A 20097-nucleotide genomic window follows, 5' to 3' on the forward strand; every position below is an offset into this window, starting at 1 on the left:
TGTATTTCGCTGAATAATTCATCACCCTAAGCGAATTAATTTCCCTTAAGTCTTTTTCAAAACGTCAAGATTTTTCCCGGCACTCTATGCCATGAAAATTAGCCCCTTTTTGCCTCTCTTTCTCCGTTTGCTCGTTTTTATAAAACGTAAAGTAGATACGTGAAGAAGTCTAAGGGGTAACAACGTGGCAAAAACTCTCTTGCGCAGCGGCAATTTGGATGACTATCAGGCCGTGGGCGGCGGTGGTCAGGCCGTTTTTGATTCAGCATTGCAAATTCGTGAAACGCTTCGTCTGCGTAAACAGCAGGCGATGGTGGATTGTTTGGCGATCCCACAAATTAACGACAACGGCGATCGGGTTGACTGGTATTCCCCGATAGAAGGGAAAGCCGTGGCGTGGAAAGCCGCTGATGAAGAAGCACGTTTTCGTGCGCTGCGCTATCTGGGAAGCACGCTGGAAAATGCTGCGGCTCTGAGCCGTAAAAGCCTGCAGTCGGGAAAAACCTCCCTACAGCTGTTTGGCTCTCTGCTCGAAAAAGCCATCCAGTTTCCCGGTGAAAACCACGTGTTTCTGGTTGATGGCAAACCCGTTATTACGTTCTGGGGCTTCGTCAATCTGAATGAAAATCCCCGCGACGATGTGCTCGATTGCCTGCAACTTGCCGATATTCCTCCTGTCGTTACCGTAGCAGAGCCGGAACAGGAAGAAGAAATCCCCCCGGAAATCACCTTCGCCGAGGCTGATGCGCCTTTATTGACGCCAGTCGTCGAGCTGGCTAAACCGGCTGAACCTGAGCCACAGCCACCGGTTATAGTTAACGAACCGGAGGTTACACCGCCGCTGGCACAAGAGAAACCTGCGCGCCGCCTGCCGCTGTGGAGCCTGCCCGTTGCCGCAGTCATCATTGCCGCCATCGTTGGGCCGCTGCTGTGGAAGCAACAGACCACCCAGCCCGTACCCGAAGCCGCCGCTGTTGAAGTCGCTAAGATTGATATGGCACCACTGCCAGCACTGGCATCTGCTCTGCCTTTGCATCGTGCTGAAGTGACTCCAGCTGCGAAGAAAGAGAAACCTGTAGAAGGACCGGTGGTGATCGCCGCGATTCCAAAAGATGCGCTGGTGATGGATGCCAATCAGATGAAGGCAGGAACGACGCGTTTCCTCAATGGTAACTGGCGCGTCCTGGTCGATGTTAAAGATCCGGTGAGCGGCAAAGCGCCGTCGCTGCGCTATCAGATCCAGGCCAATAAAGGCACTGCTCGCGTAGTTCATGGTGACAATATTGTTTGTCGTGCCGAGATTTTCTCCGGTTTGCACCAGTCGGGTGAATTAATGATTAAGAGTCGCGGCAATGCTCGTTGTACAGACGGGTCACGTTATCCGATGCCTGAAATTACCTGCAAAGCGGGAACCAACGACGTCGCCGCCTGTACCGCGCGTTATGACGATCACGCGGAAATCCCTCTGACAATCAAAAAGATAGGTGCCTGATTCTATGTTGGTGAATCTGTGTGATTACAAGCAGAGCGTGACGCTCATCGCCAATAGCGGTGTTCAATTCCTGGATTTTGGCCTGACGCCGCAGGAATCTGCACACCATGGCCGCTTTGTGCGCAAAACGGCAAACGGTCCCCTGCTACGGCTGGATTTCGATCTGGCAACGGGTCGCTATACCTTGCCTGGCAGCACTGGCGGTCAGCCCGAAGTGGTGAAGCCGGAAAGTACCCAGACGCTGCATTATTCGCTGGATGTCCTCGACGGTGTCTGGCTGCCGCTGCCGTTTCTGCGCTTTAACCCACCGCGCACGTTTGTTGAAGGCCCGGATAACTGGGCGCGCGTGCAGGTACGAAAACTGGCGCAACCCGACAGCGCGGGCAACACCCACCGCGTTACCGTGGCGCTGGATAGCCAGCTCACTGAAAATGCCCCTGCAGCGTTAACGCCTAATGAGAACGACCTGCTCAACGGGACACGATTCGCGCTGGCCTGGCATGACAATGAAATTGCTGATTTCCTTGACCAGACCTGGATTGACGGCTGGTTGCGCGAATCTTTTATGCACCATGTCACCCAACATGAGAATCGCTCAGAACAAGAGATCCAGCTGGCGCTGCGTAACTTTGAATACCAGGCGCACTGGCTGAATGTGCTGACTCTGTTAGGCGAGCAGCTTTCTGTCCCGGAAGTGAAACTGGTTACGCATACCCTTAGCACACCCGCTATTCCCGTCGATCTTATTTTAGATATCGGTAATACCCATACCTGTGGCGTCCTGATTGAAGATCACGGGGATGCCAATGACGGGCTGCGTCAGACCGCTGAATTGCAGGTCCGTTCGTTAAGCGAGCCGCAGTTCCTCAACGATCCGCTGTTCACCAGCCGGCTGGAGTTTTCCGAAGCGCGCTTTGGTAAGCAGCATTTTTCCGTTGAGAGCGGACGTGATGACGCCTTTATCTGGCCGTCGATTGTGCGTGTGGGTGATGAAGCCCGTAAGCTGGCGATGCAGCGTATGGGCACCGAGGGCAATAGTGGGATCTCCAGCCCGCGCCGTTATCTGTGGGATGAAACGCCGGTGTTACATGACTGGCGCTTTAGCCAGATGAATGGCAAAACCCAGCGCGAGCCGCTGGCTACCGCCTTCCCGCTGATGAACCTGATGAACGATGACGGGCAACCGCTGTTCAGCCTGCCGCAGGACGATCGTCTGCCGGTATTCTCACCGCAATACAGCCGCAGCACGCTGATGACGCATATGTTATGCGAAATACTGGCCCAGGCGCTGGGGCAAATTAACAGCGTAGCGACGCGGTTGCGCCTCGGATTCCCGGCATCTCCTCGTCAGTTACGGACGCTGATCCTGACCCTACCGTCGGCGATGCCCAAACAGGAGCGCGAGATTTTCCGCCTGCGCATGTTTGAAGCTATTGCCCTGGTCTGGAAAGCAATGGGCTGGCACCCGCAGGATGAAGACTTCACTACCCGTAAACAGCAGGAAAAGAGTGTGGTTCCCGTACCTGAAATTCAGATGGAATGGGATGAAGCCAGCTGCGGGCAACTGGTGTGGCTGTATAACGAGGCTATCTCTCACTACGATGGCCACACCGAATCATTCTTTAACGCCCTTGCCCGCCCGGACCGTTTGCCGGAACCCGGTGAGACTAAAGGTCGGGCGCTGCGCGTGGCATCGATCGACATTGGCGGCGGGACAACGGATATGGCCGTCGTCCATTATCAGCTTGATGACGGCGTCGGCGCGAACGTTAAAATTACCCCGCATTTGCTGTTCCGTGAGGGTTTTAAGGTGGCAGGCGATGACATGCTTCTGGACGTGATTCAGCGTTGCGTGTTGCCTGCGCTGCAAACCCGCTTACAACAAGCTGGCGTGACCGATGCCGCTGCATTGCTGGCCACGCTGTTTGGCGATTCCGGTCGTATCGATACCCAGGCGATTTTGCGTCAACAAACGGCATTGCAGCTCTTTATGCCACTCGGTCATGCGGTACTCAGTGCCTGGGAACAAAGCGATATTAACGATCCGGTCGCTGGTCTGCATGCCACATTCGGAGAACTCCTGAGCCAACGACCAACGCGCAACGTGATGAACTACATCCAGCAGGCTATCGACCATGCGTTGCCAGCAGGTTCGCCAGCATTTGATGTTCTGAGCGTGCCGTTGCAGGTACAGTTCAGGCAGTTACAAGAAGCTCTGTTAGCGGGGCAATTTACCCTGACTTCCCCGCTGCACGCGGTTTGTGAGGCTATTTCACATTATCGCTGCGATATTTTATTAGTGACCGGCAGGCCCGCCTGTTTACCGGGTGTACAGGCGTTGATCCGCCATCTGCAACCTGTTCCGGTTAACCGTATGATCTGGATGGATAACTACCGCGTGCATGAGTGGTATCCGTTCAGCCAACAAGGGCGGATTGGTAATCCCAAATCCACCGCGGCAGTCGGCGCCATGCTGTGTAGCCTGGCGCTAGATTTGCGTTTGCCGCGTTTTAACTTTAAAGCTGCCGATATCGGCGCTTACTCGACCGTACGTTATCTTGGCGTACTGGATAACACGGTCAATACCCTGCGCGATGAGAACATCTGGTATCACGATATTGATCTGGATAAACCCGGTGCGAAGCTGGATGCCCGGTTGCACTTCCCGTTACGTGGCAACGTGACGTTAGGATTCCGGCAACTGGCAAACAGCCGCTGGCCTGCCACGCCGCTGTATACGCTCAGCATAAATTCCGCCGAACTGGCAAAAAACATCGCCGGAGATGGCGTGTTGAATGTACGGCTGCAGCTACGCGGCGGCAGCAAAGAAAGTGGCCCAGAATTCTTCGTCCTGAGCGATGCCTGGTTACAGGATGGCACCCCCGTTGCCGCCAATGCCTTAACGTTAAAACTGAATACGCTGGCAGACCGTCGCCATAGCGGAAGCCATTACTGGATCGATAGCGGGAGCGTGTACCTGAAATGAGCAAGATGTTAAATACCGCGCAGGCCGCCATCGAGTGGGTGGTAGATACCCGTCAACGTGCGGCGCGTCTTGATGATGAAGCGGATGCCCTGCTGGCACAGCTTACGCTAGCCGCAGTGAGTGAATCTGTGCTGGAGACAACCTTTTCATCGCAAGGATGTATAGGGTTATACGGACATTCACAATCGGCAAAAGCACATCTGCTTGCGGCATTGTGCAGCAATGCCACTGGCAAAGTGAATATTGTTACCCCGGATCGCAGCTTTGATTACTTCTCGCATATTAATCCTGGCCATGCGCCAACCAATATGGCGATCCGCTTTACGCGCGATGAAAATCCGCATGATAGCGAATGGCCGTTGCGTCTGCGGTTACTCAGTGAAGCGGAACTGGTACAGCTATTTATCGCCCAGTTCAGCGCGCTCCCGGATAACCGGCAGGTCGAGAAATCGATTATTGAGGCGCGCCTGGAAAAATGGCAAACGCTGCGTCAGCGTCACCCTGTGCCGGGCATTACCGCACATGATGTTGCGGCAATCGGTCGTTTCTGGCGCTCCTGCGTACCGGCAAACCAACAGCAAATTGACGATGCGCTATGGCACCAGTTTGCCACGTTGCTGCCCGCACTGGATCTGACTACCCGGGCAAACGCCTGGGCACTACTGTGGGGAGAACAACCAGAGCTGACGCAGCAGTGGCTGACGCTGGCGCACACGTTGCAACAAACCGGACACGCGCAAGAATTAGCGGCCCCGCTGAGTCTGCTGGTTGATCATTTTGGTTTACCTGCCGAAAGTTTCCTGACCCAGGTGGCATTGACCGGCAATAATGAGGCGCAAAGCGATGTGGTGGTTCATCCGATTGAAAATCATCAGTTGCTCAATGCAGTTAGCCTTTCTTTGTCGTCACTGGCGCTGCTCACGCGCGAACTGATCCTGACGGTTGAAGACGCGGTGCTGGAGAATGTCGATCTGCTCGATATTCCCCTCGCCCCGGATACTCATCCGCATCCACTGTGGCAGGCAAAATTAGGCTGGATGCTGGAACATTATCGCCAGCACCTGCAACCGGATGTGCTCTTAATCTGCAACGCTGTCTCTACCCGCGCCCAGACGCCCGCCATCACCCGCAAGCTATTGGGCTGGGTTAACGATACTCAACCCGTCCACGACGCCGCATTGCCAGGCGTGGTCTGGGCCATTACCCCGCAGGATGCGCGTTTTAGTACCCAGCAAAATCTTGACGAATCCGTGCAGCAATTAATGGGCAAACCCGGACTGCACTGGGGCACGCTGCAGGCGCTGGATAAACACAGCTTACAACGCCTCGTCGAATGGTTGACTCAGGCAACCTCACCACAGCAGCGCCAGGCCAGGCTGACCTCCCTGCGTGAACAGCACCAGCAGCGCGTACGCGAAACCCTAATCGGCTGGATTAACCCCGTTGAGACCGAATCAGCAAGCAATGAGTCAGTGATCCGCCAGCTACAGGCTCAGGCGGCAAAGCATGGCGAACTGCTGGATTGTTTGCTCCCGCCGATGCGCATTTTTGAGTCGCTGCTGCGTATTCAGCAACCGCGCGAGGAGCAGGTAAGTGGTTTATTTAATGAAGAGATTGACCTGTTTGCCGAGGTGCGTGACACAATGCACTCACCGGAAAGCCAGGAGACCGGATATCAGGCACACAAAATGTGGATTAACCACGTGCGCCAGTGGTGTCGCGATGAAAATAATGCCCGCCGTTTACGACTCGATCCCCGTACGTTAAGGCAGGTTGCCGACATCCTCGTCACCACCAGCTATCGCCTGGAGATGCCGCAACGCTTACAGCGCATTATGCAGCGCGAAAACGTCTGTGCCGCGCAGCTATACGCCGATATCGGTGATTTTATTACCTGGCTTGGATTTGCCGACGTTGCAGAGGAGCAGCGCCCTGCCAGCAGGATCCAGAAAGGATCGGCTATTTTTAGCGCGCCGAAGCAACAGCCGATGTTACGCCTGACGAAGCTGGATGAACAACCTTCGCACGGCGCAAGCCGCTACGTATACGACTGGCTGGTCGCTTTGTATACCCGTGCGAATGAGAACGTGGGGTATCAGCATCCACAGGATGTCAGCGAAGTCGACAAAAAGCGATTGGATGCCCTGCTTTCCGCCTGAAGCGGCGTTTACGCCGTCATCAGAAGAGAGAGAACATTAACGCGACGGGAAAACTCATCGGCCAGGTCGCACCGACTAATACCGCGCTGAGAAAGCGAATTCGCTTTTTATCGCGGGAAAGAAACCAGGTGATGATTGCCGTGATAACGGCCATCACCGCATAAAAAACCAACATTTTTTGGTACAGAGACATGTAAGGCATCCGGGCCGAAAGGTGAAATCGCGCGCAATATGCTCTTTTTCATGACCCACATCAAGTTTTATTAATTAATTTAAGAAAAGTGGCTGTAAAACAACCCATTTTCATTATGTTCGGAATTCGTACTATTGCGGATAGTTATAACCCGTACTATACCCATATGGGTTAAAACGAAAGGTGGCACAAATGAATGTTTCCAGTAAAACGGTGGTGCTGATAAATATATTTGCTGCTGTAGGACTTTTCAGTCTGATTTCCGCAAGGTTCGGCTGGTTTGCTTGATGTGGTTCTTGTTTGATTAATTGCAGCGTCCGTTGGCAGAGAGGGACTTCTCTCTGCCATTAGTAAACTATTTTCCCATTCTCGCACTGCCGGGTAAATTATCCTTAGTATGTAATACCCCTAATCCTTCTGCGGCATTATATTGCCTGAATAACGGCCTGGTGTTGTGCCGGTATGCTGATGGAAGAAAGCAATAAAAGCACTGTCGCTGACAAACTCCAGATATTGCGCGACCTGGCTGATATGGCATCCGTCAGCCAACATTTCCATGGCTTTTAACAGCCTAAATTGCTGCCGCCAGTCCTGATAATTCATCCCGGTATCCCTGATAAATATTCGACCTATTGTCCTTTCGCATGCCCCAACCTGTCGGGACAATTGATTCAGTCGTGGTGGCAGTTCGCCCATGCGTAATCCTTCAAGCCACACGTTAAGCCGCGGATCTGAGGGATACTGCAATGTCCAGTTTTCACTGTGGGCGGCACGCATTTCCTCACAAAATACGGTGATGAGACTGGTCTGCTGCGCGGCAGGCATCTCCCATGACCAGAAAGACATACGTTCTATCACCTCAAAAAAGAGAGGGTTAACGTCGACTATCTGCAGCGGTAAATCAGATAACGGCAACGTGGTTGAGAAGTACAAAGAACGATAAGCCATCACGCCGCGCATTATGGCGCGATGTACCGTACCGGCTGGGATCCAGACCGCACGACGTGGCGGTAGCAGACACAACGCCTGTTCCAGCTCAATCGTAATGCTTCCCGCTGCCGAATAAAGTAGCTGATGACGAAGATGGCTGTGCCGTCCTGAATCGTGTACGCCCATCTCGGAAGCAATCCCGATTACCGGTTTATCAAAGCTGTCCGCATCAAAAGCATCATCTGGGGCAATTTTCATCTTCTATCCGATATCTGACATTTATAGTCCTGATAATGGTAATGCGACATTTTCCTTTCAGCAATAATGCCCACCTGTTTTCTGTTTCTCTGGATATTGCTATGAACACATTTCATCGACCGCCGCTGTGGCTTCTCACACTCCTGATTATGTTTCCACAACTGGTGGAAACCATTTACAGCCCGGCATTGCCAGGTATTGCGACGTCTTATCACGTCAGCAGTGAGCGCGCGGCTCAAACACTCTCCGTTTATTTTGTTGCCTTCGCCGTCGGCGTGGCGATGTGGGGATGGCTGAGCGACTGCATCGGGCGACGCCGGGCGATGATGGCTGGACTCCTGTGCTACGCCACGGGTTCCCTCATGGCCGTTGTTGCCACTGATTTCAGCGTTCTGCTGCTGGCACGGATGGTCTCGGCCATTGGAGCTGCTGCCGGATCTGTAGTGGTACAGACCATGCTAAGGGACAGCTATGAATCAACTGCGCTATCCCGCGTCTTTTCTGTGATGGGTGCCGCGTTGGCATTGAGTCCGGTTTTCGGTCTGCTAAGCGGAGGATGGTTGGTCAGTTTGTATGGTCATACCGGGGTATTTATTGCCCTTGTGCTGCTGGCGCTGCTACTGCTGATGCTGACCGTGACCATGCTGCCAGAAACCCGGCCCGAACATACGCTCAGACCAAGGCTTGCTGCGCTACTCTCCCGCATGGCGCGTGACTATGAGCTGTGGAAAAACGCCATACTGGTTGCTCTACTGAACACCATGCTGTTTAGCTATTACAGCCTGGCGCCGTTTCTTTTTGGGCAATTGGGATGGAGCTCCAGAGCCTTTGGCTTGACGGGGTTGCTACTTGCGTTTGCTTCTCTGTCGGGTAGCCTGCTGAACCAAAGACTGTTAACGACAGGTCTGACGCCGGAACAACTGGTACGTTATGCCTGTGCGCTGGCAGCGTTGTCAGGTCTCGTAGCGTGGTGCTTACAGCACTCTGCGTGGATCCTGATTCCGGTGTTCGGCGTGGTGATTGCCTATGGTATCGCCATTCCCAATGTGCTGAGTCAGGCGCTGCGTCATTATCGTGAACAGGCCGGAGCCGCGGGGGCATTGTTTGGATTAAGCTATTACCTGTTGCTGGGAATGATGCTGGGATTTGCAGGCATGGTGCAACAACTGGGGCTAGTTCTGAGCGTCTGTGCCCTACTCGCCTGGCTTTGCAGCCTGGGCCGCAGATAAACCCGATGGCGCTCCTTAAAGCACAAAGCCCCGACATTCAACCGGGGCTTTGTTGTATCAATTAGCCTGACCTCGCGGATATTTCCAACTTACCGCCGTCCGATGGCGACGAGGCCAGTGGCGCGAATAGTATAGACACACGTTTGCCGATATTTAGCTATCCGTGCCCCATTTACCGCTCGCGCTTAAAAGATTACTCATGCTTGATCATGACATGGCGAACAATCGTGTAATCTTCCAACCCATAAACCGACATATCCTTGCCATACCCAGACTGTTTTTGCCCACCGTGCGGCATCTCGCTAACCAGCGTGAAATGGGTATTGACCCAAGTGCAACCATATTGCAGGCGAGCGCTAAAGCGATGCGCACGCCCAACATCCCGGGTCCAGACGGAAGATGCCAGTCCGTATTTCGAATCATTTGCCCACGCCAGCACCTGGTCTTCATCATCAAATACGGTCACGCTGACCACCGGGCCGAAAACTTCCCGCTGCACGATGGCATCTTCTTGCTTCGCCCCGGCCAGCAGCGTTGGGGCAAAGTAGTAGCCTGCGCCATCCACTTTCTTGCCGCCGGTGATAACTTTGATATGCCTTAGGGCTTTGGCCTCATCGACTGCTTTAGTCACGCGATCAAGATGTGCCTGCGAGCTTACCGGTCCCAGTTCCGTCGATTCGTCGTTCGGCGCACCAATTTTCAGGCTGGCAACCGCGGCGCCGAGTTTCTCAACCAACGCGTCATAAATGCCTTTTTGGGCATAGATTCGACAAGCGGCGGTACAGTCTTGCCCGGCATTGTAATAACCAAAGGTCCGCACGCCGCTCACTACCGCATCCAGATCGGCATCATCAAAAATGATCACCGGGGCTTTGCCGCCCAGTTCCATATGTGTGCGCTTAATTGACGGCGCGGTGTGCTGAATAATGTGTTCACCGGTTGCAATGGAGCCAGTCAGCGAAACCATGCGGACTTTTTCATGGCCGGTCAGCGGATCGCCCACCGTTTTACCGCGACCAAACAGGACGTTGATAACGCCAGCCGGGTAAATATCTTTGGCAAATTCGGCCAATTTAAGCGCCGTCAGCGGGGTAATTTCTGATGGTTTAATCACCACACAGTTTCCCGCTGCCAACGCTGGAGCCAGCTTCCACGCCGCCATCATCAGCGGATAGTTCCACGGAGCAATAGAGGCCACCACGCCGAGCGGATCACGGCGAATCATCGACGTATGTCCTTCCAGATACTCTCCGGCCGCCTGTCCTTGCAGAGTTCGAGCCGCCCCGGCAAAGAAGCGAAAAACGTCGACAATAGCTGGAATTTCATCGTTGAAGACACAGTGCAGTGGCTTACCGCAGTTAAGTGATTCCAGCTCAGCGAAGGTTTGCGCGTTATCGGCAATAGCGTCCGCCAGTTTCAGCAGCAGTTCAGAGCGGACTTTCGGCGTGGTTTGCCCCCAGGTGGCAAACGCGGTGTCTGCCGCACGCACCGCGGCATCAACCTGCATGGCTGACGCCTCAGCAATCTCCAGAATGAGTTCACCAGTGGCAGGGTTATAGACTGGCTGCTTTTCACCTTCACCGTTGACCAGCTCGCCATTAATCAGTAATTGATGTTGCATAGCAATTTCCCATATCGTCGTTTATTTACCGTTTCCGGCGAGAGTGTCGCCTTCACGCGTTAGCCACCAGGCCCCTAAAATTGGCAGTGTTGTCACCAGCATTACCAGCAATGCCACAACGTTGGTGACCGGCACATCCCGTGGACGGCCCAATTGATTGAGCAGCCACAGAGGAAGTGTTCTTTCATGTCCGACGGTGAACGTTGTCACGATGATTTCATCAAACGACAAGGCAAACGCCAGCATCCCGCCCGCCAGTAGTGCCGATGCCAGATTGGGCAGCACGACGTAACGAAAGGTTTGCCAGCCGTTGGCGCCAAGATCCATAGACGCTTCAACCAGACTCCATGAGGTACGGCGAAAACGCGCCACAACGTTGTTAAACACCACCACCACGCAAAACGTCGCATGGCCCACTACGATCGTGAGAAAACCCGGTTCCAGGTTGATGGTTTTAAACGCCGTCAACAGCGCAAGGCCGGTAATAATACCCGGCAGCGCGATCGGCAACAGTAGCAACAGCGATATTGCACTTTTGCCAAAAAAGTCCCTACGCCACAGCGCGGCCGCGGCCAGCGTCCCCAGAACAAGGGCAATAGCGGTCGACAACGCAGCGATCTTAAGTGACAACGTCACAGACTCCAAGATATCGCTACGCTGCGCCGCAACGCTAAACCACTTCAGCGTTAATCCCTGCGGTGGAAAACTAAAAGCAGCCTCCTCAGTATTAAAAGCATAGGTGGCGATGATGAGGATGGGAAAGTGCAGGAAAATAACCCCGCCCCATGCCGCCAGTTTGAGTAACCAGGGCGCGCGTTCAGAGTGCATCGAAAGCTCCCAGACGCTTCACGAACGCCAGATACAGTGCGATTAACACAATCGGCACCAGAGTAAATGCCGCCGCCATCGGCATATTGCCGATCGCCCCTTGTTGCGAATACACCATGTTGCCGATGAAATAGCCTGGTGGTCCCACCAACTGTGGCACGATAAAGTCGCCCAACGTCAGAGAGAAGGTAAAGATAGATCCCGCAGCGATACCGGGTATTGCCAGCGGAAGGACCACATAGCGGAAGGTTTGACGCGGACGCGCGCCCAAATCAGCGGAGGCCTGTAACAGTGACGGCGGAAGTCTCTCCAGCGCGGCCTGTACCGGCAGGATCATAAACGGCAGCCAGATGTAGACGAACACAAGAAAGCGCCCTAAGCCTGAAGTTGACAACGTATTGCCACCTACCGCAGGCAGCGTCAGGAACGAAAGCAGTAGCGGCTCCAGCCCAAGATGGGTTAAAAACCACTGCGCCACACCGTCTTTAGCTAACAGCAGCGTCCACGCATAGGCTTTAACGATGTAGCTGGCCCACATTGGCAACATTACGGCAATGTAAAAAAAGGCTTTCATTTTGCCGCTGGTATAGCGCGCCATATACCACGCCATCGGAAACGCCAGAATCGCGCTGGCAATGGTGACCGCCACCGCCATCGTCAGGGTACGCAAAATGATGTCGTAGTTAGCAGGATTAAACAGCGCCTGCAAATTCGCCAGCGTCAGGTCCGGCGTGACCGACATAGTGAAATCGTCGAAGGTATAAAAACCTTGCCACAACAGCGTCAGTAATGAGCCGAAGTAGACAATGCCAAACCACATCAGTGGTCCAAGGAGCAGCAAAAACAGCCCCATCCCCGGATTACGCCAGAAGTAACCTGAGATCCGGTTCAGGCTTGTCGACTGAGGAGGCGAATGTAAGACGTTCATAGCCATTCACCTCTCCTCAACCAGCGGTACCATCACGTCGCGGGACCATGATGCCATCACCTGCTGACCCGGCGACAACGTTGACGGTAGCATTTCTCCCGTCAGGTTCGCCTGGCTAACCAGCAGTTTTTCCCCTCCGGCAAGTTTCAGCTCAAACCGCGTCGCCGCCCCCTGATACTGCACCGCCTGAATAACACCCCGGGCCTGGACTTCTCCTCCGGCATCATTCAAGCGAATGTGTTCGGGACGTAGGGAGAACATACCCTGTAGCCCACAAACGTTCGCCGACATCGTCGCATCAAAGACATTTGACGTTCCGACGAAACTTGCCACAAACGGCGTCCGCGGACGCATGTAAAGTTCACGCGGAGAATCCACCTGTTCGATGCGACCGTTATTAAACACCGCCACCCGATCGGACATCGACAGGGCTTCACCCTGATCGTGGGTGACAAAGATGAAGGTGATGCCAAGGGATTGCTGTAATTTTTTCAGCTCCAGCTGCATCTGCTCACGCAGTTTGAGATCCAATGCCCCGAGCGGTTCATCCAACAGCAGGACGCGCGGTTCATTGACCAGCGCCCGGGCAATCGCCACACGCTGACGTTGCCCACCGGAAAGCTGCGACGGTTTACGTTCATAAACAAAACCGAGTGCGACCTTATCCAGTGCTTCACGTGCTTTCGCGTGGCGTTGTTTTTTATCAATGCCTTTAACCATCAGCCCATAGGCGACGTTGTCGAGGATCGACATGTGCGGGAATAACGCGTAATCCTGAAATACCGTATTGACGTCCCGTTCCCAGGGCGGCAATTCGCTGGCCTGTTTACCAAAAATAGTGATCGCGCCGCCTGACAGTTGCTCAAACCCGGCAATCAGGCGCAGACAGGTGGTCTTGCCGGAGCCGGATGGCCCCAGCATAGAGAAAAACTCACCGTCGTTAATCGCAATACTCACCCCATCCACTGCACGAACATCCCCATACAAACGCGAGACGTTATGAAACTCCACTGCGTACGTCATAAAACCCCCAGCGGAATTAACGACCACCCATAATGGCGATGTAATCCTGCGTCCAGCGACTGTAAGGAACGAATTTTCCACCTTCGGCAATTGGCGTTTTCCAGAAGGCAATTTTGTCAAAATAGCTATAGCCGTTGGTTTCACAGCCTTTTTCACCCAGTAACGGGCTGGCTTTACAACCTTCAGGCACCACTGGCAGAGAACCAAACCAGGCGGCTACGTCGCCCTGTACTTTCGGGGTTAATGACCAGTTCATCCATTTGTAAGCGCAAACCGGGTGTTTCGCTTCACTGTGCAGCATGGTGGTATCAGCCCATCCGGTAACCCCCTCTTTTGGGAAGACCGTGGCAATTGGCTGACCTTCGCCTTTCAAGGCGTTAGCCTGATAAGGCCAGGCGCTTGACGCCACTACGCCTTCGTTTTTGAAATCGCTCATTTGCACGGTGGTATCGTGCCAATAGCGATGGATCAACGCGTGCTGATCGCTCAGGACTTTGATCACCGCCTGATACTGTTTTTCAGTGAGCTGATAGGGGTCGGTAATACCCAACTGCGGCTGAGTGGCTTTAACGAATAATGCGGCGTCGGCAATATAGATCGGGCCATCGTAAGCCTGAACGCGACCTTTATTGCTTTTCCCGTCAGGCAGATTTTGTTCAACGAATACCACGTTCCAGCTGTCCGGCGGCGTTGGGAAGGTTTTGGTGTTATACATCAGCAGGTTTGGTCCCCACTGGTATGGCGTACCGTAAACTTTACCGCCAACGTTAAACCACTCCCCTTTTACCACTCGCGGATCAAGGGTTTTCCAGTTAGGGATAAGCGCAGTATTAATCGGCTGAACGCGTTTTCCCATTATCAGGCGCAGTGAGGCATCACCAGAAGCGGTTACCAAGTCGTAACCGCCTTTAGCCATCAGGCTGACCATCTCATCAGAGGTGGCCGCCGTTTTTACATTGACCGCACAGCCGGTATCTTTCTCAAACTGCGAGACCCAGTCATATTGTTTATCGGTTTGCCCACGTTCGATATAACCCGGCCAGGCAATAATATCCAAGCGGCCTTCCGGTTTATCTAATGATGTGGGGGGTTCGGCCGCCTGCGCAGTCATCAGCGTCATGCTGAAGGCACACAGGCTACTGAGGGCAAGTTGCTTGCTCATAACGTCTTACTCCTGTCGAAAAAATATTGAGCGGCAGCCTTGCCGTAAATATATGTCCTTTTCTAAAAATAGTCGGGGTGTTGTAAGCGTTCCTGCTGGTGCAAGGAAATTTAATCAGGTTGTGAGCTAACGCTCATTACGCTACAGACTCTGACCTGGGGGGTAATCTTCTGGAGTATAGACAAGGAGTTAGACGCAGAGGTGGCAATAGTATTAACTATTGATATTTTGTATGGCCGCACCCGATATAAATAATACCGTGGTTCAGCATTCACTATTTCGAAAATAAGAATGCGCTATTCATTTATATTGAATAGCGCGTTATGGTTTATTTCATCATTTCACGAATTAATTTGCCAAGCTGTTTTACGGCCTGCTCTTCGCGCTCTCCCCAGTGCCATGCAGTATTAAAACGAAAAAAACGTGTCCAGCTTCCCGAGGTCGAGAACATTTTCCCCGGCGCAATGCTGATGTGGTGTGCCAGCGCATGGGTACTGAGCACACCAGCATCAAGCGGTTCCGGCAGCTCCAGCCACAGAAAATAACCGCTGTCGTTGTGGTGAATTTTGACTTCCGCCGGAAGATGACGCAGCAGCGTTTGCCAGGCCTGTTGTTTACGTTCCGCCAGTTGCCGACGCAAGCGTCGCAAATGCGCGTCATAGCGCCGGGTTGAAAGATAATCAACAAGTGCAAGCTGCATGGGCGAACTGGTAGATAAAGTACTCATTAGCTGGAGTCGCTGAATACGCCGGGCATGTTTCCCTGCTGCCACCCAGCCAATACGAAATCCTGGCACCAGACACTTCGAGAAAGACGAACAATGCAGAACGCTGTCGGCGCGATCCCAGGCTTTGGCAGGTAGCGGTTTTTCGCGGCCAAAGTACAGCTCGCTGTAAACATCATCTTCAATCAGCATTACGTGGTATTTTTCCAACAAGGCAACCAGACGCGCCTTTTTCTCTGCGCTGAGCGTAAAACCCAGCGGATTTTGGCTGTTGGTCATTAGCCAGCAGGCTTTTACCGGGTACTCCTGCAACGCCTGCTCCAACGCGGCAAGATCGATCCCCTCGTTAACGTCGGTGGCTACCGACAGCGCCTTCAGACGTAATCGCTCCAGGGCCTGCAACGCTCCGTAAAAACAGGGGTTTTCGACAATCACCCAGTCACCCGGTTCAGTGACAGCTTGCAGGCTCAGGTTGAGGGCTTCCAGCGCGCCGGTGGTGATGACGATTTCGTCCGGCGAAATGGTCATCCCCTGTTGAGCATAGCGACGGGCAATGGCATGACGCAGCTCAGCATTCCCCGGCGGCAGGTTTTCAATCACACTCATGGCGGTGGCGGTTTTACTCACCTGCGCCAACGAGCGGTTCAACTGTTGAAGTGGAAACAGACGCGGGTCGGGGAATGCTGAGGCAAAGGGCATCACTGACGCATCCCGGCTGGCCTGCAACATATCAAAAATATAGGTATTGATATCCACCGCTTCGTCGCGCATGACCTGTACCTGCGGCGCTGCCAGTTCACGTTCGGGGCGCGCGGCGACATAATAACCAGACTGCGGCCGGGCGATAATCCGCCCCTGGCTTTCCAGCAACTGGTATGCGTGTCCGACGGTCATAAAACTCATTCCGCTGCTGACCACTTGCTCACGCAAGGAAGGCAAGCGATCGCCTGGCTGCCATACGCCAGACGCAATTTGATCGCGAATTTGCTCTGCCAGTCGCTGGTACTTTTTCATTTTTGATCCTGATTACCGGTGTCGGTGACAATCACTGTGTATATCAGTTTACATAATCAGGGTGTTTTTTATAACTGTTATAGTTAACAGTTTTACAACATCGTTAACGCCAGCTCTTTGCCTAAGGCGCGCGCAGCAATCTGCACGGCATCAATTTTTGTCGTGTGCTTTAAATCAAATAAACGGGTGATCTCCTGCTTAGGTCTGCCGATCCTGTTCGCCAGCTCCTGCTGGGTGATTTTTGATTCAAGGAAGGCATTCAGCAGAAGAACCTTAGACGCAACGCTCAGCGGTATTTCTACGTAGTCATCTTCAGCGCTAACCGCTGAAGGGAGTGGAATCGCCTCGTTGTCGTCGAAATAGAATTCAAAAGCGGTAATCAATGCCGCCTGCGCGGCCTGCAAAGCGTCATGGCGAGTATTTCCCTGAGTTAATGCTTCCGGAATATCCGGGAAAGAAACCACAAACCCACCTTCCACTGCCGGTGTTAGAGTAACAGGATAACGCATAGAATTTTCAAAATCTCTCATATAATCAACCTTGTAGTGATGATGATTACTGTAAGTCAAGCTGCTTAATAATCGCTTTTCGCAAGGCTTCTTTTATTTCATCACCTGGATGTCTGGGCATAACGCTACGCCTTCCCTGATATCTCAGTTTCAGATGATTTGAGCCGTTTGTAACAGCAACTCCCTGAGATTCAAGCCAGCGTCTAAACTCACTTTGCTTCACTGCGCCTCCCTGTCGTCTATTATACACACAAAGTAAACATTTATGATTACCTTTTAATTACCTTGCTATTAATATCGCAAAATCACTAACGTGGGGAGGACGCTATTTAATAACAGGAATCCAGCTTCCAGATTTCATATCAGCGTGTACAACCTATAACAGCACTGCAACTGTTATGGTTAAAAAGAACTGTTCTGTTTCTGCCCCGCAATGCTTCTCAGGCTTAGAATTGCGCCAAATCAATTTTGTCTGCGGAGTTAAGCATGTTCGGTCTTGACGCGTTTCACCTGGCGAGGATCCAGTTCGCGTTTACGGTATCCTTTCACATCATCTTTCCGGCCATTACCATCGGCCTCGCCAGTTATCTGGCAGTACTTGAGGGGTTATGGCTAAAGACGAAAAATCCCACCTGGCGTTCGCTATACCATTTCTGGTCGAAAATATTCGCCGTAAACTTTGGTATGGGTGTAGTTTCCGGGCTGGTGATGGCTTATCAGTTCGGTACCAACTGGAGTGGTTTTTCCGAGTTCGCCGGTAGCATCACCGGGCCGCTTCTGACCTATGAAGTGCTCACCGCCTTCTTCCTCGAAGCGGGCTTCCTTGGGGTAATGCTGTTTGGCTGGAACCGGGTTGGCCCAGGGCTTCACTTCTTTGCCACTTGCATGGTCGCACTGGGTACCATTATTTCAACCTTCTGGATCCTCGCCTCTAACAGCTGGATGCAGACACCGCAAGGCTATGAAATAGTTAACGGCCAGGTCGTTCCCGTTGACTGGTTCGCCGTTATTTTCAATCCTTCATTCCCTTATCGTTTACTGCATATGTCCGTTGCCGCTTTCCTCAGCAGCGCGTTGTTTGTTGCAGCGTCAGGTGCATGGCATTTATTGCGCGGGAATAACACCCCGGCTATTCGCGCGATGTTCTCAATGGCGCTATGGATGACGTTAATCGTCGCCCCGCTGCAGGCTTTGATTGGCGATATGCACGGTTTGAATACGCTGAAGCATCAGCCGGCAAAAATTGCTGCGATTGAAGGGCACTGGGAAAATCCGCCCGGCGAACCAACCCCGCTACTACTCTTCGGCTGGCCGGATATGGAGCAGGAACGCACCCGCTATGGGCTGGAAATTCCTGCCCTGGGCAGTCTGATCCTGACCCATAGCCTGGACAAACAGGTCCCGGCACTAAAAGAGTTTCCTAAAGAAGACAGGCCTAACTCAACTATGGTGTTCTGGTCGTTTCGCATAATGGCCGGGCTAGGCATGCTGATGATCCTGCTGGGCGCTTTTGCCCTGTGGCTGCGCTATAAGCAGCGTTTATACACCTCGCGCCCTTTCCTGCGCTTTGCCTTGTGGATGGGCCCCTCAGGTCTGATTGCCATCCTTGCCGGTTGGGTGACCACTGAAGTTGGCCGTCAACCGTGGGTGGTTTACGGTCTGCAACGTACGGCGGATGCGGTTTCCGCACATGGTGATTTACATATGAGCATCAGCCTGCTGTCCTTCTTTGTGGTGTACAGCTCAGTGTTTGGTGTGGGTTACAGCTACATGATACGCCTGATCCGCAAGGGGCCACATGAAGATGACTCAACAATTCCGCCAACCGGCACGCCTGCCCGGCCGCTTTCGGCTGCCGTCCTTGATTCTCAACCGGAGGCTCATCGCTAATGGGTATCGATTTATCAGTTATCTGGTTTGTGATTATCGTATTCGCCACGCTGATGTATATCGTGATGGACGGTTTTGATCTCGGGATTGGCATTTTATTCCCCGCGATTCAGGACGCTGATGACCGCGATGTGATGGTTAACAGCGTCGCTCCCGTATGGGATGGGAATGAAACCTGGCTGGTGCTGGGCGGGGCCGGGTTATTTGGCGCGTTCCCGCTGGCCTATGCGGTGATTGTCGATGCGCTGACGATCCCATTGACCCTGATGCTAATCGGCCTGATTTTTCGCGGCGTCGCGTTTGAGTTTCGCTTCAAGGCCACGCCGGCGCATCGACCATTCTGGGATAAAGCCTTTCTCAGCGGTTCAATCCTGGCGACATTCACCCAGGGCGTGGTGGTGGGTGCCGTACTCAACGGATTTTCCGTTACCGGACGCAGCTACAGCGGCGGTCCTTTCGACTGGTTGACCCCGTTCACGTTGTTCTGCGGCGTTGGCCTGGTTGTAGCCTATGCCCTGCTGGGGGCGACATGGCTGGTGATGAAAAGTGAAAATCCGTTGCAGGATAAAATGCGTCGCGTGGCCAAAAAACTGCTGCTGGCAATGTTGATTGTGATTGCCATTATCAGCCTGTGGACACCACTGGCGCATAGCGCGATTGCCGAGCGTTGGTTTAGTCTGCCCAACCTGTGGTTCCTGATGCCGGTTCCGCTGCTGGTTGCGCTTATCAGTATCTGGCTGTGGCGTTCACTGGGGCAACATAACTGCCATACGCTGCCTTTTGTATTGACACTGGGGCTGATTTTCCTCGGGTTTAGCGGACTGGGGATCAGTATCTGGCCACACATCATTCCGCCGTCCATTACGCTCTGGCAAGCGGCGGCTCCGGCACAGAGTCAGGGCTTTATGTTGGTTGGCGCACTGCTGATTATCCCGATAATCCTGGTGTACACCTTCTGGAGCTACTACGTTTTCCGCGGCAAAGTTCAACATGGTGAGGGGTATCATTGATGCAACAAACAATCTGGAAACGCCTGATGTGGCTGGTGATCCTCTGGGGCGGCAGCGTGCTGGCCCTCGCCGCTGTTGGCATGTTCTTTCGTCTCCTGATGACGGCCGCCGGATTTAAGTCCTGAATCTCTCCGTGATAAC

The 20097-nt window shown here is 53.2% G+C and carries 18 protein-coding genes; 8 read left to right on the forward strand and 10 right to left on the reverse strand.

Annotated features, from left to right (window positions below; genetic code table 11):
• Nucleotides 1-184 precede the first annotated feature (184 nt).
• The 3 genes from SK34_RS00410 to SK34_RS00420 are packed head-to-tail and all read left to right on the forward strand — an operon-like array spanning nt 185 to nt 6637.
• Nucleotides 185-1492, forward strand: coding sequence for an SrfA family protein (locus SK34_RS00410; protein ID WP_016150274.1), 1308 nt, complete (start codon nt 185-187; stop codon nt 1490-1492).
• A gap of 4 nt (nt 1493-1496) precedes the next feature.
• The gene (locus SK34_RS00415) at nt 1497-4478 is read left to right on the forward strand and encodes a virulence factor SrfB (protein ID WP_048232086.1); all 2982 of its coding nucleotides are present in this window, start codon (nt 1497-1499) and stop codon (nt 4476-4478) included.
• Nucleotides 4475-6637: a virulence factor SrfC family protein gene (locus SK34_RS00420; protein ID WP_048232088.1), complete on the forward strand. Its 2163-nt coding sequence runs from the start codon at nt 4475-4477 to the stop codon at nt 6635-6637. The genes SK34_RS00415 and SK34_RS00420 overlap by 4 nt, the downstream gene beginning before the upstream one ends.
• Nucleotides 6638-6656: 19 nt before the next feature.
• On the opposite strand, the gene SK34_RS23210 is transcribed toward SK34_RS00420, so the two are convergent.
• Nucleotides 6657-6830: a GhoT/OrtT family toxin gene (locus tag SK34_RS23210; RefSeq protein ID WP_003020198.1), complete on the reverse strand. Its 174-nt coding sequence runs from the start codon at nt 6828-6830 to the stop codon at nt 6657-6659.
• Between the two features lie 192 nt (nt 6831-7022).
• Here SK34_RS23210 and yncL point away from each other — a divergent pair, with 192 nt between their 5' ends.
• Entirely contained in the window at nt 7023-7118 is a 96-nt protein-coding gene (yncL, locus tag SK34_RS23215; RefSeq protein WP_071524268.1) for a stress response membrane protein YncL, read from the forward strand.
• Nucleotides 7119-7238: 120 nt separating this feature from the next.
• Here yncL and SK34_RS00425 read toward each other — a convergent pair whose 3' ends face one another.
• The gene (locus tag SK34_RS00425) at nt 7239-8018 is read right to left on the reverse strand and encodes an AraC family transcriptional regulator (RefSeq protein ID WP_032939116.1); all 780 of its coding nucleotides are present in this window, start codon (nt 8016-8018) and stop codon (nt 7239-7241) included.
• Between the two features lie 101 nt (nt 8019-8119).
• Between SK34_RS00425 and SK34_RS00430 the strand changes: the two genes are divergently transcribed.
• Nucleotides 8120-9247 carry a multidrug effflux MFS transporter gene (locus SK34_RS00430; protein WP_032939100.1) on the forward strand — a complete coding sequence of 376 codons (1128 nt, stop codon included), beginning with the start codon at nt 8120-8122 and terminating at the stop codon, nt 9245-9247.
• A 193-nt stretch (nt 9248-9440) separates the two neighbouring features.
• Here SK34_RS00430 and patD read toward each other — a convergent pair whose 3' ends face one another.
• From patD to SK34_RS23220, 8 genes are all read right to left on the reverse strand, one after another.
• Entirely contained in the window at nt 9441-10868 is a 1428-nt protein-coding gene (patD, locus tag SK34_RS00435) for an aminobutyraldehyde dehydrogenase (RefSeq protein ID WP_048232089.1), read from the reverse strand.
• 21 nt (nt 10869-10889) lie between these two features.
• Nucleotides 10890-11696: an ABC transporter permease gene (locus SK34_RS00440; RefSeq protein ID WP_048232090.1), complete on the reverse strand. Its 807-nt coding sequence runs from the start codon at nt 11694-11696 to the stop codon at nt 10890-10892.
• On the reverse strand, nt 11686-12630 hold the full coding sequence (locus SK34_RS00445; protein ID WP_003843727.1) for an ABC transporter permease: 945 nt from the start codon (nt 12628-12630) through the stop codon (nt 11686-11688). The genes SK34_RS00440 and SK34_RS00445 overlap by 11 nt, the downstream gene beginning before the upstream one ends.
• The gene (locus SK34_RS00450) at nt 12631-13647 is read right to left on the reverse strand and encodes an ABC transporter ATP-binding protein (protein WP_003020210.1); all 1017 of its coding nucleotides are present in this window, start codon (nt 13645-13647) and stop codon (nt 12631-12633) included.
• A gap of 16 nt (nt 13648-13663) precedes the next feature.
• Nucleotides 13664-14809, reverse strand: a complete 1146-nt coding sequence (ydcS, locus tag SK34_RS00455; RefSeq protein ID WP_003020212.1) for a putative ABC transporter substrate-binding protein YdcS — start codon at nt 14807-14809, stop codon at nt 13664-13666.
• A 328-nt stretch (nt 14810-15137) separates the two neighbouring features.
• Nucleotides 15138-16547, reverse strand: a complete 1410-nt coding sequence (locus SK34_RS00460; RefSeq protein WP_044702348.1) for an aminotransferase-like domain-containing protein — start codon at nt 16545-16547, stop codon at nt 15138-15140.
• Nucleotides 16548-16639: 92 nt separating this feature from the next.
• Nucleotides 16640-17056 (reverse strand): type II toxin-antitoxin system HicB family antitoxin, encoded by a 417-nt coding sequence (locus SK34_RS00465; RefSeq protein WP_123924900.1) that lies wholly within the window; start codon nt 17054-17056, stop codon nt 16640-16642.
• Nucleotides 17057-17102: 46 nt separating this feature from the next.
• Nucleotides 17103-17279 (reverse strand): type II toxin-antitoxin system HicA family toxin, encoded by a 177-nt coding sequence (locus tag SK34_RS23220; RefSeq protein ID WP_003020221.1) that lies wholly within the window; start codon nt 17277-17279, stop codon nt 17103-17105.
• Between the two features lie 263 nt (nt 17280-17542).
• On the opposite strand from SK34_RS23220, the gene SK34_RS00470 reads away from it, so the two are divergent.
• Genes SK34_RS00470 through SK34_RS23225 form a run of 3 tightly spaced genes read left to right on the forward strand, consistent with a single transcriptional unit; the run spans nt 17543 to nt 20081 of the window.
• Entirely contained in the window at nt 17543-18946 is a 1404-nt protein-coding gene (locus tag SK34_RS00470) for a cytochrome ubiquinol oxidase subunit I (protein ID WP_003843730.1), read from the forward strand.
• A complete protein-coding gene (gene cydB, locus SK34_RS00475) occupies nt 18946-19956 on the forward strand; it encodes a cytochrome d ubiquinol oxidase subunit II (protein ID WP_003020227.1) in 1011 nt (336 codons plus the stop codon). The genes SK34_RS00470 and cydB overlap by 1 nt, the downstream gene beginning before the upstream one ends.
• A complete protein-coding gene (locus SK34_RS23225; protein WP_003020230.1) occupies nt 19956-20081 on the forward strand; it encodes a DUF2474 domain-containing protein in 126 nt (41 codons plus the stop codon). The genes cydB and SK34_RS23225 overlap by 1 nt, the downstream gene beginning before the upstream one ends.
• The last annotated feature ends 16 nt before the right edge of the window (nt 20082-20097 follow it).

Source organism: Citrobacter sp. MGH104, from assembly GCF_001034485.1.
Taxonomy (GTDB): Bacteria; Pseudomonadota; Gammaproteobacteria; order Enterobacterales; family Enterobacteriaceae; genus Citrobacter; species Citrobacter freundii.

What these genes read in the sequence shown, in the direction of transcription:
- SK34_RS00415 (WP_048232086.1), top strand. Translation starts at nt 1,497, where the DNA reads ATGTTGGTGAATCTGTGTGATTACAAGCAGAGCGTGACGCTCATCGCC.
- SK34_RS00420 (WP_048232088.1), top strand. Translation starts at nt 4,475, where the DNA reads ATGAGCAAGATGTTAAATACCGCGCAGGCCGCCATCGAGTGGGTGGTA.
- SK34_RS23210 (WP_003020198.1), bottom strand. Translation starts at nt 6,830, where the DNA reads ATGTCTCTGTACCAAAAAATGTTGGTTTTTTATGCGGTGATGGCCGTT.
- yncL (WP_071524268.1), top strand. Translation starts at nt 7,023, where the DNA reads ATGAATGTTTCCAGTAAAACGGTGGTGCTGATAAATATATTTGCTGCT.
- SK34_RS00425 (WP_032939116.1), bottom strand. Translation starts at nt 8,018, where the DNA reads ATGAAAATTGCCCCAGATGATGCTTTTGATGCGGACAGCTTTGATAAA.
- SK34_RS00430 (WP_032939100.1), top strand. Translation starts at nt 8,120, where the DNA reads ATGAACACATTTCATCGACCGCCGCTGTGGCTTCTCACACTCCTGATT.
- patD (WP_048232089.1), bottom strand. Translation starts at nt 10,868, where the DNA reads ATGCAACATCAATTACTGATTAATGGCGAGCTGGTCAACGGTGAAGGT.
- SK34_RS00440 (WP_048232090.1), bottom strand. Translation starts at nt 11,696, where the DNA reads ATGCACTCTGAACGCGCGCCCTGGTTACTCAAACTGGCGGCATGGGGC.
- SK34_RS00445 (WP_003843727.1), bottom strand. Translation starts at nt 12,630, where the DNA reads ATGGCTATGAACGTCTTACATTCGCCTCCTCAGTCGACAAGCCTGAAC.
- SK34_RS00450 (WP_003020210.1), bottom strand. Translation starts at nt 13,647, where the DNA reads ATGACGTACGCAGTGGAGTTTCATAACGTCTCGCGTTTGTATGGGGAT.
- ydcS (WP_003020212.1), bottom strand. Translation starts at nt 14,809, where the DNA reads ATGAGCAAGCAACTTGCCCTCAGTAGCCTGTGTGCCTTCAGCATGACG.
- SK34_RS00460 (WP_044702348.1), bottom strand. Translation starts at nt 16,547, where the DNA reads ATGAAAAAGTACCAGCGACTGGCAGAGCAAATTCGCGATCAAATTGCG.
- SK34_RS00465 (WP_123924900.1), bottom strand. Translation starts at nt 17,056, where the DNA reads ATGCGTTATCCTGTTACTCTAACACCGGCAGTGGAAGGTGGGTTTGTG.
- SK34_RS00470 (WP_003843730.1), top strand. Translation starts at nt 17,543, where the DNA reads ATGTTCGGTCTTGACGCGTTTCACCTGGCGAGGATCCAGTTCGCGTTT.
- cydB (WP_003020227.1), top strand. Translation starts at nt 18,946, where the DNA reads ATGGGTATCGATTTATCAGTTATCTGGTTTGTGATTATCGTATTCGCC.
- SK34_RS23225 (WP_003020230.1), top strand. Translation starts at nt 19,956, where the DNA reads ATGCAACAAACAATCTGGAAACGCCTGATGTGGCTGGTGATCCTCTGG.